The following is a 17,900-nucleotide window of genomic DNA, read 5'->3' as shown; positions in this document are numbered from 1 at the left end:
GGAGGCAGCCTTATCATATGGATGCATTTACAGGGGAAATACGCATTTTTGCGGGGAATTATCCACCAAATAATTGGGCGTTGTGCAATGGAGCTATACTGCAGATTCAATCCAATTCTACTCTGTATTCTATTATTGGGGCACAATATGGCGGAAATGGATCGACAACCTTTGCTTTGCCTAATTTAATGGGGATGGCTCCTTTGGGACAAGGAGCAGGTCCCGGGCTTACGCCAACAACGGTAGGCGAACAGGGTGGAGACGCTCAAGTAACGCTTCTCTCTACTGAAATTCCTACCCATACACATATCGCTACTGGAATAGCAGCGGAGCAAAACTCCGATGATCCAGCCAATCATTATTGGGCGGAGACGAAAGCATCAGGACGGCCAGCCGTTCAGCGGCCGCTATATAAAGCAGCAAATAATACGCAAATGAATCCACTAGCGCTTACGCCAGCAGGCGGCAGCCAGCCGCATAACAATATGCAGCCGTACTTGGCAATGAATTTCATAATATGCCTTAATGGGGAATATCCTCCAAGAGGATAGAGGAAGCACAGGCTGATTGAGATGGGATAGTGATGGAAGTCTCTCTTTTGAGAAAAAGAGTGATTACTTGTGGCGGGTGCAGGAGATCTCGGCAGATGCCGGATATAGCACCCGCTTTTTGAGTGGACTAGTGAAGTTTGTAAAAAGTATGAAGATTTCTATTAGAACAAGGGGAGATGCGGTTATGAGGCATCAATTAGTGGGGCAGAAGGAAGGCAAAGTCACGATGAGGCGAGGAGAGTTTGGCAGCCCTATCAAGCGAGTTGCCGTTATGCTGCTCGTGCTTGCCGTTATGCTTAATCTGCTTCCGGCAAGTCTGAATGCAGCTGCGGGGACAGCGGATGGGACTTATGATTTTGGTGATACCTTAGGGGTAAATGATTCAGGCGGAACGGGCTTCAGGAAGCAGGGAGATAAGTTTGTCGTAACAAATGGCTTTGAACAGGACGGAACTTCTTTATACTCGGCGCATATGACGACTCCGAACACGACTGGCGAGCTCGTCATTAAGGCGGAAGGGCAAAATGTGCTGAGCAGCTTTACCTTTAACAATTTAGGTATTTCTGCATATTCTGGTTTTCCGTATCCCCCCCAACTTAGTTTGCTTAGCATTACTTTAAAGGATGCTGGAGGCACAGTGATTGCTACGCGCTCGAACACAGGTAACGTTAACCTGCATGAGGGCGGAGTCATTAAGAAGTTTCAGGTTTCGACTTTATTAGGTAATGGAGCCTCGTACAACTACTCGAATGTTGCTTCTGTAACGCTTCAATGGCGCTTCTCAACTAGTGACGAGCCATCCAACTTGAACATTGATGATATTACTCTGACCAATATGATTAGCCCTGTCCCTCAAGACACCCCGATATTCAATCCGGCGGCGGGAGCAGTCGCGTTAGGAACAGAGCTGGAAATTGTATCGGCAGGAGCCGAGCATATTTACTACACGACAGATGGAAGCACGCCAGCGACAGCTGTAGGCGGCTCAACGCTGGAATATAATGCGGCAGCGAAGCCGACAATTAGCGCAGCGGTGACCGTGAAGGCAATTGCGACGAAGATAAATAAGCTTAATAGTGCTGTAGGCAGTGCAAGCTATACACAAGCTGCAACTGCGAATTTGACGGGCCTCGCGCTCAGCGGCAGCCCAAGTGGTTTTGTGTTTGCGGGCGGCACGTATGCGTATAACGGAGTGACAGTCGCGAATGGAGTTGCGAGCGTACAGGTGACACCGAGCGGGGCAGGCACGCTGACCGTAGACGGAACGACGGTACTGAGTGGAGTAGCTTCGACGGCAATTACGCTTACGCCGGGAGTGGAACGCACGATTACCGTTGTCGCAACAGAAACGGGAAAAAGTGCAAAAACGTATGTCATTAAAGTGACACGTGAGCAGGTAACCCAGGAAACGCCAACGTTTAACCCTATAGCGGGAGCGGTCGCTTTCGGAACGGAGTTAGAGATTCTGTCAGCAGGAGCCGACCACATCTACTACACGACGGACGGAAGCACGCCAGCGACAGCGGTAGGCGGTTCGACGCAGGAGTATAATGCGTCAGCGAAGCCGACGATTAGCGCAGCAGTGACGGTGAAGGCGATTGCCACGAAGGCGGGCAATTTGAACAGTGCTGTAGGCAGTGCAAGCTATATACAAGCTGCAACTGCGAATTTGACGGGCCTCGCGCTCAGCGGCAGTCCAAGTGGTTTTGTGTTTGCGGCGATTACGCTTACGCCGGGAGTGGAACGCACGATTACCGTTGTGGCAACGGAAACGGGAAAAAGTGCAAAAACGTATGTGATTAAAGTGACGCGCGAGCAGGTAGCGCAGGACACCCCAACATTTAATCCATCAGCGGGAGCGGTGGCATTCGGTACGGAGCTAGAGATTATATCGTCAGGAGCCGATCACATCTACTACACGACAGACGGAAGTACGCCAGCGACGGCTGTAGGCGGCTCAACGCTGGAATATAATGCATCAGCGAAGCCTACAATTAGCGGAGCAGTGACGGTGAAGGCGATTGCTACAAAAGCGGGCAATCTGAACAGCTCTATTGCGAGTGCGAGCTACACTCAGGCGGCGACAGCGAATTTGACGGGCCTCGCGCTTAGCGGCAGTCCAAGTGGTTTTGTKTTTGCRGGYGGWACGTACRCGTATAACGGCGTGACGGTAGTGAATGGTGTKSCGAGTGTAACRGTRACRCCAAGYGGAGCAGGSACGCTRACCGTRGATGGARCGAYGGTAGCAAGCGGAACAGCTTCAGCGGCGATTACGCTTACGCCGGGAGTGGAACGCACGATTACCGTTGTAGCAACGGAGACGGGGAAAAGTGCAAATACGTACGTCATTAAAGTGACGCGCGAGCAGGTAGCGCAGGAAACGCCAACGTTTAATCCAGCAGCGGGAGCGGTGGCATTCGGTACGGAGCTAGAGATTATATCGTCAGGAGCCGATCACATCTACTATACGGTAGATGGAAGTACGCCAGCGACAGCGGTAGGCGGCTCAACGCTGGAATATAATGCATCAGCGAAGCCAACGATTAGTGCAGCAGTGACGGTGAAGGCGATTGCGACGAAGACAGACAATCTGGACAGTGCGGTTGCGACCGCGAGCTATACGCAGGCGGCGACAGCGAATTTGATGGACGTTGAGCTGGGTGGTGTGCCAAGCGGATTTGTTTTTGCAGGCGGGACGTATGTGTATAACGGCGCGATTACGCTTACGCCGGGAGTGGAACGCACGATTACCGTTGTGGCAACGGAAACGGGAAAAAGTGCAAAAACGTATGTGATTAAAGTGACGCGCGAGAAAGTAGCGCAGGCAAAGCCGACATTCAATCCAGCAGCGGGAGCAGTCGCTTTTGGCACGGAGCTGGAGATTGTATCGGCTGGAGCTGACCACATCTATTACACGACGGACGGGAGTACGCCAGCGACAGCGGTAGGCGGTTCAACGCTTGCGTATAATGCGTTGGCGAAGCCGACGATTAGTGCAGCGATGACGGTGAAGGCGATTGCGACGAAGGCCGATTATTTCGACAGTGACGTCGAAAGCGTTAGTTATACGCAAGCAGAGGCAGCAGACCTCATTAAGCTTTCCTTAAGCGGCAGTCCAAGCGGTTTTGTGTTTGCCAGTGGTACGTATGATTATATCGGATTGACAGTCCCGTATAACGTCTCCACTCTTACCGTGACGCCAAGCGGAGACGGAACAATTAAAGTGGATGGCGCGACGGTAACAAGCGGTATCGCTTCTGCCCCAATTAGTCTGAATGCTGGCGTAGAGCAGACTGTATTGATTGCTGTAGAAGAAGCAGGAAAACTTTCTAAAACCTATACGGTGAAGGTGACGCGCTTAAATATTCATGTTCCTGGCGTACCTACTGGTGTCACAGCTACCCACGGCAACGCACAGGCAATCGTTAGTTTTACTGCCCCTGCCGATAATGGGGGAAGCCCAGTGAAAGGGTATGAAGTGACAGCGATGCCAGGAAACATTACGGCCTCTGGCATCAGCAGCCCAATAACGGTGATGGGACTTACGAACGGAACCAGTTATACGTTTACAGTAAAAGCACTCAATATTGCGGGCAGCAGTGCCCCGTCTGCTCCGTCTAATGCGGTAACACCGGCTGCTCCTTCGAGTGGTGGAGGCAGCAGTGGAAGCTCTAGCAATCCGAGTACGCCAACGACTAAAAGCGTAAATGTCCTTATAAACGGAATTGTGTATAACATAGGCTCGACTTCAACTGCGATGGTCAACAATCAAAGCGTAACGACATTGACCGTCAATCAAGCAGCGTTGAACAGCAGGCTTGCGGACGAAACAAGCGGAGTTGTCGTTACGTTTCCGGTAGATATCCAATCGGGTGCGTTGATTGTGAAGCTCAATGGGGATAATGTGAAGGTACTGGAGCAAAAACAAGCTCTTGTCAAAATTCAAACGGGAAGCGCCACTTATACGCTTCCTGTTGAGCAAATTACAGGCTCTTCTGATATACGAGAGCTTCTAAAGCAAACAGGGCTGGAACAATTGGAGTTTCAAATTGAGGTGGCAGCACTAACTCCAAGCAGGCTGCAGGAAGTGAAGTCAGCCGCTGCAAAGGGTGGCTTCGAGCTTTTTGGAGAGCCGTTTGATTTTACCGTCAAGGTTGTCAATGGGACGACACGGCAGGAGATTGCAAAATTTAATACTTATGTAGAACGTGAAATAGCGATTCCGAGTACTATTGATCCACAGCGAATTACAACGGCGATTGTGGTCGAGGCAGATGGCAGCATCCGTCATGTTCCAACAAAAATCGTACAGGTGAATGGCAGTTATTGGGCGAAAATATTCAGCCTTACTAACAGCACTTACGCTTTAGTCTGGAATCCAGTTAAGTTCCAAGATGCTGCTGGACATTGGGCTGAGCAGGCAATTAATGATATGGGCTCGCGTATGGTCATCAGCGGTGTAGGTAGCGATCGTTTTAATCCGAATGCGCCCATTACCCGTGCTGAATTTGCGGCTATTATCGTAAGGGGTCTGGGGTTGAAGCTGGAGACCGGGGCTTCCGGATTCTCTGATGTGCAGGCCGGCGCTTGGTATAATCAGGCGATTCAAACGGCTGTTGCCTACAAGCTGATTAATGGCTTTGAGGACGGAACCTTCCGGCCCAATGAGCCAATAACCCGCGAACAAGCGACGGTCATTATCGCCAAAGCAATGGCCGTCACCGGACTGAAAGCGGGATTGCCAGCGGGAAATACAGATGATATATTACGGCCTTATGCCGATGCGAATGAAGCGGCAGTGTGGGCGAAAAGCAGCCTTGCAGACAGCTTGCAGGGCGGAATTATTTCAGGCCGATCGGGTGCGCAGCTGGCCCCTAAAGCTTTTATCACCAGAGCGGAAATTGCAGTGATGGTGCAGAGGCTGCTCGCTAATTCGAAGCTGATTTAATAGTTTAAAACATTAAAACATTAAAACATGAAACAGCCCCTGAAGACTTATGTCTTCAGGGGCTGTTCGCGCTGCGGCAACCCATAAAATTATATTTGATAAGCGCAGGGCTTTTCCCTATTTTTTAACAAATGCTTGACATAGAAACGTATTATGCGCATAATACACTTAAAGTGTATGAACTACTTGGTACACACACTGGAACAAGAATGAGAGGTAACGGGATGAAGACAAATGAAGGCTGGACGGAAGTCGCTTTCAATGGCCGTGACCCGGTCTACTTGCAGGTCGTCAAGTTTTTTAAGGAGCAATTGGTCATTGGGAAAATGGAAGCCGGACAAATTATTCCCTCGCGAAGGGAGCTCGGCGCACTGCTCAAGATCAACCCCAATACGGCGCAGAAAGCTTATAAGGAAATGGAGGAACAGCAGTTGATCGTAACAGAAGGAAACTCGCCAAGCCGGATTACTACGGACGAGAACGTATTGCGGGCTATCCGCGCGGAGCTGATAGGCGAGGCTGTGGAGGCATTCGTTGCCTCTGTTCGTAAAATCGACGTTCCGGTGGAGGAGCTGCTGGAGCTGGTCAAGCATAAGTATACGGAAGATAAGCAGCTGAGTGGCGAGAAGCAGGGGGGAGGCGCGCAGTATGATTGAGGTGCGGGATATACATAAAAAATATCGTCGGCGCAAGGTGCTTGATGGTGTCTCCTTTCAAATCGAGAAGGGTGAAATTACCTGCCTGATTGGCACGAATGGAGCGGGCAAATCGACCATTATGAAAGCCATTATGGGGCTGACGCCGATCCGCAAGGGCGAAATCACAATGGATGGTCAAAAGCTTGGCAAGGAGCGGTATGAGAAAATTTCTTTTATCCCGGATCATCTGACGATGCCGCCTGCGATGAAGCTGGATGAAGCGATGGTATTCATGGCGGACTTCTACCGCAGCTGGAATGAGGATCGGGCCAAGGAGCTGATGACATTTTTTCAACTGGAAGGGAAAGAACGGATCGGCCATTTGTCCAAAGGGACGGCGGCGAAGTTCAATCTGCTGCTGGGACTTGCGCTGGATACCGAATATGTGCTGATGGATGAGCCGTTTTCCGGCATTGATATGTTCAGCCGAGCGCTCATTACGGAAGTTTTTTCGAGCCATCTAATTGAAGATCGCGGTGTGTTGATTACGACGCATGAGATCGCAGACGTTGAACATCTTATTGATCAGGCCGTGCTTTTGAAAAATGGTTCGGTTATCCGCAATTTCAACTGCGAGCAGCTTCGTATGGAGGAAGCCAAGTCAATTGTGGATGTCATGAAGGAGGTGTATCAGGCTTGAAGTTTTATTTGAAGCTGGTACATATGGAAGTGCACCGTTTTCGCTATTTGCTTGGCGGATTAATGGCGTTAACGCTTCTCATGCAATTTGGCGTAGTGCTGCTGTGGTCTCTTAGTGAGCGCAGCATTAGAACAGGCCCTGGCTGGAGTGAGAAATTGAATACGTATCATCCTTTCTCTGAGACCGGGAAGCTGACGTTTAATGAGCTGATGTTCAACAATCAATTTTGGTTTTCCTTTCCGGTACTGATCAGCATTGCAGTTATCGCCGGTTATGTTTTTCTCATTTGGTACCGCGATTGGCTGGGGCGCGATACGTTTATTTATCGGCTGCTGATGCTGCCGAGCAATCGCGGCTGCATTTACGCAGCGAAGCTGACAGCGATTTTGCTGTTTACGTTCGGACTGGTCTCCTTCCAGCTGCTGCTGCTTCCGCTTGAAATGATGCTGTTCAATTTGGTTATACCAGAAGCGCTGCGCGATCCGTCCTATTTGTCGCAGGCGATTTTGCAAAATCAAGCATTGAAAGTGCTCATTCCAGGCCAGTTTGATGCATTTGTGATGGCCTATGCGATTGGGATTTTGACCGTACTTGCTGCTTTTATGGTTATTTTGCTGGAACGAAGCTATCGGGTTATTGGCATTGGTTATGCTGTTATTTATTTGTTCGTATGCGGCGCCGCGCTGCTGGCTCCTATTACTTTGCAGCGGCCGGGGAATACGGCTTCCTATTTATATCCAGGGGAAACTTACTCTATTATGCTGGCGTTGACCGTCATTCTCGTTTTGGTATCCGTATGGCTTAGCATCAGACTGTTAAATAAAAAGATTACCGTGTAAGGAGGGGCAAGATGAAACGTTATATCACTACGCTGGCGCTCGTCCTGCTCGCAGCAGCAGGGTTCAGCACGTATTACGCTTTTGGCTCGGCAGACCATTTGCCGGAATATCGATTAGAGACGCTGGAAGGGGATGCGAATGAAGCGGCTAATCTGGTATTAGTCGGTTCGTATATAGGCGGGAAGGGCTCGCAGCCTCTAAATTTAACTGTACACGGCAGTGAGTATCGAAGCAGGAAGTCCCTTTATGAATCGTATATAACTGATGCTCGTGAGTGGTTTTATGAGCAAGAGGGCATGAGAGAGCTTATTGAAAAATATCCCGCTTTCATGCGGGGCAAAGCGGAGATAGGCAGCTTTTATCAGGATCAGGACTGGCTAGCCTACGCTGAAATTCCATACAATTCGGCTACTAGTGACCCGGAAGGAACGATAGAGGTAGAGATGCTGAATCGAAGCACTGGCAAGGTCGCAGACTATTCGATTGCATTAACTCCTTTTTCTCAGCAAGGCATGAGAGAGCATGCAACCATATATGATGTACAACTGCAAGCAGATGGTCTTCATGTGATGGTAAACCAATATGAAACAGATAATAGGCCATCAGGAGCAAAACAGTATTTTGATTATATAATCGATTCGGATAGCGGTCAGCTCATTAAAAGGATTGCCCTGGAATTTCTAGATGCTGCTGGGACCAAGCTGACTCCCCTTTCATCTGCAGCCACCCAAAATGATTATACAGCACCAAATGATTATTTTGTTTTAAGTATCGTTACGCAGGAACAGACGGGAGAAGCCAACAGCAGCAGCGTTCCGACAAACGTTCCGGCAGAACTTTATGTGTATTCGTATAAGAGCGGGATAACGCAGCGCTTGCCGGATGAAATGCAGAAATTGGATGCGCGTAGAATGGGGGGGCGCTACATTTCAGGCGGTGACCTCTATTTTACAAATTACAATGAGACGCTGATTGCGGTATCACGTTATAGTCTGGAAACAGGGGAAAGACGAGGTGAGACTTGGTCACTGTTGTCAAGCCAGATTGGCGAGGGCGAATTGCAGAGCTTTTTTATGAATGGAGAGCGTCTGTATGTTTTGCTCGGTAAGGAAGATGCTCGAACCGTTGTGGTAATGAATGCTGCAACTGGCGAGCCATTATATAAAGGCAGTGTGACAGCTGAGGGCAGCGAGGAAGAGAGACAGATCGCATTAAGCGATATGGCGCTAAATAATATGAGCATTAAAGAATAGACTAGCAAACATCCCAAATAAGAGGGTGAGGTGCAAGGCATGCAGGCAGCAGCTAGCCTGGATCATACGGTCGAGGCGCTCAGAGAGCTGGAAACTTGGAGCTATCAGTTGGCCTTTTATATTTTGCAGGATGAGCGGCTTGCCGCTGAGGCGGGCAAACAGGCGCTGCTTGCCATTGGCCAAGAGCAGGACTTCCATCTCCAATCCCCCGCTGAGCGCCGAGAGAAAGTGAAAAAGATGATTATGCGCAAAGCGCTTATCGTAAGCGCAAGCAGCGGACGCCGTTCATAACGGTGTCCGCTGTTTTTTCTATTATTATCAATTGTTTTTCTATAGCACCGTCAAACGGGCATCGGCTTCGAAGGACAGCAATGCCACTCACCCTTGAACTAGGAGACGGGGGAGTGCACCTGCCGATATTTGGACGGGGACAGCCCTTCGCGCTTCGTAAAGTGGGAGGTGAAATGGGACGTATGGACAAAGCCGACCTCCTCGGCGATTTTGCCAATCGGATAGGAGGTTTGCGCGAGCAAACGCTTCGCCTGCTCCATGCGATAGACTAGCAAATATTCGACGGGCGTTACACCATACATTTTGCTCATGCATTTGGCTAAATAATTAGGATGATAGTTTAAGTGAATTTGCAGCATTTTATTCGTAATGGGGAGTGCATAGTTTTGGCGGATGAACAGCTCAATCTTTCTGGCAAGAGCGGCGGTCGTAGAGTCTGAGGCTAGCGCCTGCTCCTCCTTCAATTCATGCAATAAGGCTTGAAAATGATCCTGTCTTTTCCAATTGCGCAAGGTGGGCGGCACCTGCTCCAGCTGGGAAAAATGGACCAGCAGGCTGAGAGCCTGAGCGGACAAGCTTCTGTGCTTTTGGATAAAAATAGAGCTTAAATCGCGGTTGTGCAAATAGGCTTTTGCCCGGTGCGACTCCATGAGAGAGGCTTGCTCTTCAGCAGCAGCCTGCAACGATTCGCTTGTGCGCCAGCTTCCGAAAATTTGAAAATGAATCCAGACAATTTCAGTAGGCTCCGTGCATGGAGCGAAGCCGTAATGCAGCGCATCGGGGCGCAAAATGAGCATTTGCCCCTGCTTCAGACTCCACTGCTCCTCCTCCTCGCTAATAAATAAGGTGCCACGGGTGACCGCAATTAGATCAAAGACGCCAATGCTTCTGCGTCTAATATGCTGCTCGCCCGGCGCGTAGACGTTTGTACCACAATCGATAATGCAAGGAACCGGCGGTGTGATAAAATGCAAAACGGTTGGTTTCAACGTGCACCTCCATCATACTTGAGTCGGCTTTGTATGAATGAACAGCTTCGTTTTTTCTCTATCATACTCAAGGCGGCTCACAAACTCAATCGAAAAAAATAGAAGGCAGGCAACTTGCGCAAAAAAAGGTTACACGTTTAGATTTAGGAAATCAGGTTGCGAATATGAAAGTTTTGGTTGAAATCATTAAATCCTATTCAAAAATACCGTGCTATGATAATAAAAAAGCGCTTACATATGCTTGTGAAGTAAGCGGAAAGGGGTGCCTGCTGTTTCCTATTTGAATGAGGAGCTAGAATGAAGGAGCGGTTTCTCACTAAAAATCTAAACGATTAACAAGGAGGCTGTTTTGTGATAAAGAAGAGATGGAAGACGTTAACGGCTAGACGGACCATAGCTTTATTTTCAGCAGTAGCCATTATAGCGGGATTATTTAGTCCATTAATCGGGAAGGCCTGGGGTGCGGAAGCAGAGGGCGGCGGCTTGCAGGTGGAGATCGGAGAATATGGCGAAATCAGCTCGCTTAAAATCAAAGGCGATTTATACCCGACGGAATATGTGATGAACAAGACGGTAGCGCCGGAGCAAAATACAGCCGATCACCAATGGATGGGCGAGCTGATGTTTACGTATCGCTTGGGCGATAACGGGCAATGGAAGGAAGTGTCGACCAATCAATCAGGTGATGTGCGGCAGATCGCAAGAGATGGCGATGTGACAACCGTGACGTATGCGGGGTCGCAAAATGCTGGAGGCATAAAGGATTTCACTTTGGTGGAAACCTACACGCTAGAGGAGGATGGAACGCTAAACTGGACCATTCATCTGACGAATACGAGTGGGCAAAAGCTGGAGATCGGCGATTACGGCGTACCGCTTCCTTTCAATGAGCAGTGGAATTACGGGGATGCGATTTATGAAACGCGGGTCGTGAGCCACTCCTTTGTTGGCAATAACAGCTCATATATGACGGCAAGCCGTCCTAGCGGACTAGGCTCCTACCTGCTGATGACGCCGGATGCGCAGACGAAGGCCGGCTTTGAATACCAGGATCGGTGGCGGCAGGAGGAACGCCCGAACAGCAAATGGACGGGAGAAAGCGGCAAGTGGATAGAAGGGCTGAACGTCTATTACATTCACTCCAATGTGATCAAGAAGACGAACCGCGGCTATTTGCCGAATACAAGCCTCATCCTGGAGGCTGGGGCTGACAATCAGTATGGCTTTAATTTTCATGCTGTTGCTGATGAGCATCAAATGAAGCAGAAGCTGTATGAGGAAGGACTGGTCGATGTCAGTGTCGTTCCCGGCATGATCGTTCCGACTAATCAGAAGGCGAAGTTCGATTTGCGTACGAAGCAGACGATTAACTCCGTTAAAGATGATGCGGGCAACGACATTCCGCTGGTAGAGAGCAAGGCTGGCGACCATCATATTTACGAGCTGCAAATGACGAAGCTGGGGCCGAACGATATTACAGTCAATTATGGGGATGGCCTCAGCACCGTTTTGCAATTTTATGCGATTTCGCCTATCGATGAAGCTTTGGCGGCGCATTCTGAATTTATGGTGGATTCCATGCAGTGGCAGGCGCCAGGCGAAATTTATGACAAAGTGTTTGACGACTGGATGATGAACACGAAGAAGAAAATGGGCAATTTCAACGGCTATTGGGGCTGGGGCGACGATTGGGGGCTGACGCATGGGCAGTTTCTGGCGGAGAAAAATGCCCTCGATCCGGTGGCGAGAGAGGTCAAGGCAGTCGACGAATATTTGGAGACGGCGATTTGGACAAATTTGATGAACGGGCATCATGACGATTATTTGATCCATGACTTTTTAATGCCGGAGCCGAATACGACGCCGACCTATCGGGGTTATGCGTATCCGCACATTTACAACACCTTCTTCAGCATGTATAAAATCGTTAAAGAATACCCTGATCTCATCGACTATGAGCATGATGCAAATACGTATTTGCTGCGGGCCTACAATATTATGAAGGCGCTCTACGAAGGGCCGGTTGCCTACAACTGGAATACGGGATTGATGGGCGAGCTGACGACGCCGGCGATTATTCAAGCGCTGCAGGATGAAGGCTACGTCGTCGAAGCCAGCGATATCATTGGGAAAATGGCAACGAAATATAATAATTTTAAAAATACGAAGTATCCGTACGGCTCGGAATACAGCTATGACAACACGGGCGAGGAAGCGGTCTACACCCTTGCCAAAATGCAAAGCGATAATGCGGCCGAGCAGCTCAAAGCTCAAGAAATGATGGGCAAAATTAATGCCAAAACACGGGCCTCGCGCGGCCATATGCCGGTGTGGTATTACTACACGGACCCGGTTACGATTACGGGCGAAAACTGGTGGAATTTTCAGTACACCGTATCGCTCGCCGGTTATGCGATGGATGACTGGATTCGCTATCAGTCAAGCGGCAACCGGGAAGTAGAGCAGCGGCTTTCTTATGCGGCGAAAATCGCCAACATTGGCGCTATCAACACGGGACAGATCAGCGACGATCCGGCCAACTATGGCGCTTCGGCATGGACGTATCAAGCGGAGAAGGGCAATCTTGGCACGCTTGGACATGGCGGTGGCGCATCGCTCCCACTGCTTAACGGCTGGAGAGGCATGACGGGAGAATCCGACCTTGGCTTGTTCGGCGCTCTGCAAATTTTAAGCGCGGACGTTGCGATTGATCCGATTTTTGGACTGACAGGGTATGGAGCGAATGTGACGGAGGATAGCGGTTCTTATTCAATTGAACCGATAGATGGGCTTTATAAGAAAATAAATCTGATTACCGAAAAGCTGTATTTGACGCTTGAGCGGGACCAGTTTACGCATGCGGAACTGTCCAAAACCAAGGATGCAGCTGCGCTGAATATTAAAAATCTGACGCCGGGTACAGCGCATCAAGTTCATTTGACGCTGGAGGGCTTGAAGCCAGGAGCCTATGCCGTAACGGTGGATGGGCAGCCAGCAGGCAAGCTGAATGCGTTTGGGGCAAAAGCGATTCTTGCGGTAGATGCGCCAGCAGCCGCAAATTATACGGTTGAGCTGAGTGAAACGACGCCAGATCCGAATACAGCGCCAACGGTTCATGCGGGTGATGATCAGGAGATTCATTTGTATGATGATTTGGTGCTGAAAGGCAGTGTGCAGGATGATGGCCTTCCGGCCGGAAAGCTGACGGTGCAGTGGAGCATGGAATCCGGCCCCGTGGGCGGTGTGGTGGACTTCGGATTTGCGACCTCGTCTGTAACGACAGCCCAGTTTAATGAGCCGGGTAATTATGTATTAAAGCTCAGTGCAGATGATTCGGAGCTGAATGCCAGCGATACGGTGAGCATTACCGTTAATCCGCCAGCGGCCCTTCCGGACGTTATTGCAAGCTATAACTTTAATGAGACGTCGGGCACGATTGCCGCAGATTCTTCTGGCAGCGGAAAGGATGCTTCCCTTAAAGGCACGTCTGCATGGGCAAGCGGCCGCTCAGGCAACGCCGTCAAAGTAGGCGGTACGGACGGTTATGTGCTGCTGCCGGACAATGTGCTGGGACTTACGGAGAAAATTACGGTTGCGGCTTGGGTGAAGGCCGATCAATTGAATGATTACTCCCGATTGTTTGATTTTGGCACAGGAACGCAATCCTATATGTTTTTGGCGCCGAAGGTAGGCTCCTCGATGCAATTCAGCATAACGACGGGCGGAAACCAGCCGGGAGCCGAGCAATCGATTACCGGACCCGCGCTGACTACGGGCGAATGGAGGCACGTAGCGGTAACGCTGGATGGTTCGCTAGGCATTTTGTACGTGGACGGCGCAGAGGTTGGACGCAATGACCATATGGCATTAACGCCGAGAAGCCTCGGCAAAACGAAAAACAACTACATCGGCAAATCGCAGTATAGCGATCCTTATTTAAATGCCAGCGTCGATGATTTTCAGCTGTTCAGCCGTGCTTTAACTGCGGCGGAAATTGCGGCAATGGTTGCTCCGCCAGTTGATGAAATCGAACGCATTGAAGAGGTGCAGGTGTCCACTCCAGTGGACGTAGCTCCGAAGCTGCCAGCATCGGTTAAGGTTTATTTGAAAGATGGAAGCTCCATTGATGCATCGGTGAGATGGAACGACATTCAGCCGGAGCAGTACGCGGAAGCGGGCAGCAGCTTTACGGTAAAAGGCCTCGTTATTGGCACAAGCTTGGAAGCGACGGCAAATGTAACGGTAATGGCCCGAGAAATACAAGGTTATCCTTCGCTCGTTGTTCGCTACAATTTCGATGAGACGGAAGGAACGATCGTCCAGGATGCATCCGCTTCGGCGCTGAATGGCACGATTAACGGAGAATTGGGCCGGGTAAACGATGGACATACCGGAGGAGCGTTGCAGTTTGATGGCGTTTCTGGCAATTATGTAGACGCGGGCAATAGTGAGGCTTTGCAGCCTAGCAGCTTGACACTGTCCTATTGGATTAAACGGACGGAAAATATGAATGACCGCGAAAATGTGCTGCTCTGGTTCAAGCCGGAGAGCAATTATGCGGGCAATGGCTTTTTCTTGACCTACAATGGCAACTCGAGCATCTTTTATGTCGATGGCGCCAACGGTTTTTATGTAAAGCAATCGCCGAATGATTTTCTGCCGCTGAATGAATGGACGAATGTCGTCATTACATTTGATTCCGCGACCGGCGAACGGGCGATTTATAAAAATGGGGTGGCGCAGACGCTGGGCACAGACGGCACACCGAGGAAGATAACTGCTACTGCGGATGTCAAAAAGATCGGCGTTTCCGGTTATGGCAACGGGGCTCAGCTGCATGCGGGCCTTGATGATTTCCGGATTTACAATGGGCCGATGACGGCCTCGCAAGTGAAGGGTTTGTATGAAGGCAAAGATATTAAAAGCGTAGATCAAGCAGCAGCAGCAACGACCGTTGGCACTGCGCCAAGCCTCCCGGCAAGCGTTCAAGTGACGTATGAGAACGATGCGAGAGGAACCGCTTTTGTCGTCTGGGATGCAATAAGCGCCGAGCAATATGCGGCGGAAGGCAGCTTTGCTGTTGCGGGAACGGTTGATGGAACCTCGCTCCGTGCGGAGGCCATTGTGACGGTGACGGCAGCACCGGTGGAACCGACGCCGACGCCGACACCAGCACCAACCGATACGCCGGTGACGCCAACTCCGACACCAGTGCCAACGGATTCGCCGGTGACGCCAACACCAACGCCGTCACAAACTGCGACACCAGCACCAGCAACGTCGAGTCCGACTCCATCATCGACGCCAACACCGTCGCCATCGGCAACGCCACTACCGGAAGCGAATCAAGTGGTGACGGGCAATGAGCTGGCAAGCAGCAATGGTGGGATCGTTAAGCTTCAGCTTGCCGCTGGCAAGAGCAAGCTTGTACTTCCCGCGAATGCCGGCACATTGCTGGGAACTTCAACACTTCGTGTAGAAAGCAGCGGAGTAGTGCTTGAAATTCCAGCAAGCGTGCTTGCGGATTTGGCAAAGCTAATTGGAGCAAATGAAGCTGCAACAGTGCAAATTATTTTGTCTTTGGATAGGCTGGAGCAGAACGTTCAATCCGGCAGCTTAAAATCATCCGGGGAAGCTTACGCGTTTACTTTGCTGATCCGCACAGCAAATGGTACGGAGAAGGAACTGCCCAATTTCTCCTCGCCAGTTGGCGTTCAATTGAGCTATAACGCGAGCGCGGATGAAGAAAATCTGCTGGGCATTTACTGGTATAACGAAAACGAGCAGAAATGGGAGTATGTCGGTGGCAAAATCGACAAGGCTGCCAAGCAAATCAGCACCTCCGTACCTCATTTCAGCAAATATGCGGTCATGTCTTATAAAGCAGCTTTCAGCGATGTGCCTGCTTCGCATTGGGCGTATGATGCAATCCGTTCATTAACGGCCAAGCATATCGTTCTTGGGCTTTCAAATGAACGGTTTGCCCCGCAAAAAACGACGACCCGCGCTGAGTTTACAGCGATGCTCGTCAGGGCGCTCAATTTGGATACTGCTGTCGCTGGCACAACTGGCACAGAGAAAAAGTTCGACGATGTATCATCTGACAACTGGTTTTATGATGAGGTAGGGGCAGCGGTAGCTGCGGGACTCATTCAAGGGAAGGATGCACGGACGTTCGCTCCGAATGAAGCGCTGACCAGAGAACAAATGGCTAGCATTATGGCCCGAGCTTGGGCGATGCTGAATGATGACGAGCAGTCTGCCAACCAAACGGCTCTGGACTTCGCAGATGCAGGCGACATATCGGAATGGGCAAAGCAATCAGTAGCTTTAGTAACCGAGCTGGAAATTATGAATGGCAAAAATCAAAATCGTTTTGATCCAGCTGCTATTGCAACGCGGGCTGAAACGGCCCAGGTTATTAACAAGTTTCTGCAAAAGCTGGAGTAGTCAGCAAAGATTGCGTTTGACACAATAATAGGGTCGTCAAACCATACGAAGAAGAGCCATCCCGATTCATAGGGGATGGCTCTCTTTTTTTGCATAGATATGGTTCAATTGAAGCTCTATTCAGCACCCGGGCTGCTAAACGTCACGTTGATTTCCACGATTTCGGAGCGGGAGCCGAGGCGAATAGGCGGTCCCCAGAAGCCGAAGCCGGAGGAAACGATCGATTGCAGCTGTTCCTTTTTCAAATAGCCCCAGTCATTCTCGAACACAAGCTGCGTAATGAAATTCGCCGGGAATATTTGGCCGTGATGCGTGTGGCCTGATAACATCAGATCAATGCCGAGCTCATCGGCAATATCGAAATCGTAAGGCTGATGCTCCAGCAAAATGAGCGGCTTGGCGGCATCCATGCCTTGAACGAGCTCACTCAGCGGAGCGCGCTCCGTATCGGAATGGTCTTTGCGTCCAAGCAGCGTGAAGCGGTCATCAATGGTAACTGACTCGTCATACAGCACCTTCATGCCGCCCGCTTCAACGGCGTTAATAATATCCTCGATATGCCCATTATATTTATCATGGTTGCCGAGGGATGCGTACACACCGTAGGGCGCCTCGATCGTTGCCATGACCTTATCAATGCCATGATCCAAATATGGCTGAATTTGATCATCCAAAATATCGCCAGGAAATAGCACGATATCCGGCTTTAAAGCATTAATGCGCTCGACGAGACGGACGGCATGATCTTTGCCGGACAAAATGCCAAAATGCATATCGGAGGCCATGACGATTTTTAATGTATTTTTCGCTGAATCGCCGTCTTGTGCGCCTTTGGGAATCGTAATATCATAAGTGCGGACAACGGGGCTGTATGCCAGAAACGAACCGTAGCCGAGCAGCGCTAGGAGCAGGACGGGGACGGCAATGCCGGACCATTTGGACACCGACTCGCGTGGCAATGACGTAAAGCGCAGCAGTCGTGCGATGAGCTGTACGGAAGGAATAATGAGCAGCAATAAGCAGAAAATAGCGAGCCAGTACATGCCAATGGCAATTAAAATAGCATTTTGCGTAATCATCGCGATGATAAAAGTGCAGGGCAGCGCAGCGGCCACGACCGTATAAATGAGCTTGCGGGCCCCCGTATGCAGCGGCTTAAGCCACCGCCAAATGCTCCAGCTTTGATAAAAAACGAGCGAGCCGAAAACGGCAAGCATGACAATACCCATAACAATAAACAT

The 17,900-nt window shown here is 50.2% G+C and carries 10 protein-coding genes and 1 pseudogene; 9 read left to right on the top strand and 2 right to left on the bottom strand.

Annotated features, from left to right (window positions below):
• Positions 1-17 precede the first annotated feature (17 nt).
• The 7 genes from ASF12_RS06365 (at position 18) to ASF12_RS06335 (ending at position 9,220) form a co-directional block, all read left to right on the top strand.
• Positions 18-551, top strand: coding sequence for a phage tail protein (locus tag ASF12_RS06365; RefSeq protein WP_056031061.1), 534 nt, complete (start codon positions 18-20; stop codon positions 549-551).
• 184 nt (positions 552-735) lie between these two features.
• Positions 736-5,499, top strand: a complete 4,764-nt coding sequence (locus ASF12_RS06360) for an FN3 associated domain-containing protein (protein ID WP_056031058.1) — start codon at positions 736-738, stop codon at positions 5,497-5,499.
• A 224-nt stretch (positions 5,500-5,723) separates the two neighbouring features.
• Positions 5,724-6,155, top strand: coding sequence for a GntR family transcriptional regulator (locus ASF12_RS06355; RefSeq protein WP_056031055.1), 432 nt, complete (start codon positions 5,724-5,726; stop codon positions 6,153-6,155).
• Positions 6,148-6,837 carry an ABC transporter ATP-binding protein gene (locus tag ASF12_RS06350; RefSeq protein ID WP_056031052.1) on the top strand — a complete coding sequence of 230 codons (690 nt, stop codon included), beginning with the start codon at positions 6,148-6,150 and terminating at the stop codon, positions 6,835-6,837. The genes ASF12_RS06355 and ASF12_RS06350 overlap by 8 nt, the downstream gene beginning before the upstream one ends.
• The gene (locus tag ASF12_RS06345; RefSeq protein ID WP_056031049.1) at positions 6,834-7,676 is read left to right on the top strand and encodes a hypothetical protein; all 843 of its coding nucleotides are present in this window, start codon (positions 6,834-6,836) and stop codon (positions 7,674-7,676) included. Before ASF12_RS06350 ends, ASF12_RS06345 begins: the two co-directional genes overlap by 4 nt.
• An 11-nt stretch (positions 7,677-7,687) precedes the next feature.
• Positions 7,688-8,929, top strand: coding sequence for a hypothetical protein (locus ASF12_RS06340; protein WP_056031045.1), 1,242 nt, complete (start codon positions 7,688-7,690; stop codon positions 8,927-8,929).
• Between the two features lie 30 nt (positions 8,930-8,959).
• Complete coding sequence (locus tag ASF12_RS06335; RefSeq protein WP_056031043.1) at positions 8,960-9,220, top strand: hypothetical protein; 261 nt, start codon at positions 8,960-8,962, stop codon at positions 9,218-9,220.
• A 98-nt stretch (positions 9,221-9,318) separates the two neighbouring features.
• Here the strand turns inward: ASF12_RS06335 and ASF12_RS06330 are convergent, their stop codons facing one another.
• Positions 9,319-10,209: a helix-turn-helix transcriptional regulator gene (locus tag ASF12_RS06330; RefSeq protein ID WP_056031040.1), complete on the bottom strand. Its 891-nt coding sequence runs from the start codon at positions 10,207-10,209 to the stop codon at positions 9,319-9,321.
• A gap of 483 nt (positions 10,210-10,692) precedes the next feature.
• Between ASF12_RS06330 and ASF12_RS35475 the strand changes: the two are divergent.
• Together ASF12_RS35475 and ASF12_RS35470 are read left to right on the top strand one after the other, a co-directional pair.
• Positions 10,693-14,457: pseudogene (locus ASF12_RS35475) on the top strand (DUF5695 domain-containing protein); the annotation flags it as partial.
• Complete coding sequence (locus tag ASF12_RS35470; protein ID WP_235533102.1) at positions 14,455-16,659, top strand: S-layer homology domain-containing protein; 2,205 nt, start codon at positions 14,455-14,457, stop codon at positions 16,657-16,659. The pseudogene ASF12_RS35475 and the gene ASF12_RS35470, both read left to right, overlap by 3 nt.
• Positions 16,660-16,775: 116 nt before the next feature.
• Here ASF12_RS35470 and ASF12_RS06320 read toward each other — a convergent pair whose 3' ends face one another.
• A complete protein-coding gene (locus ASF12_RS06320; RefSeq protein WP_056031034.1) occupies positions 16,776-17,900 on the bottom strand; it encodes a metallophosphoesterase in 1,125 nt (374 codons plus the stop codon).

The sequence above is a fragment of the Paenibacillus sp. Leaf72 genome (assembly GCF_001422685.1).
In the GTDB taxonomy this organism is placed as follows: Bacteria; Bacillota; Bacilli; order Paenibacillales; family Paenibacillaceae; genus Pristimantibacillus.
This window is presented reverse-complemented; position numbering and strand designations above follow the sequence as displayed.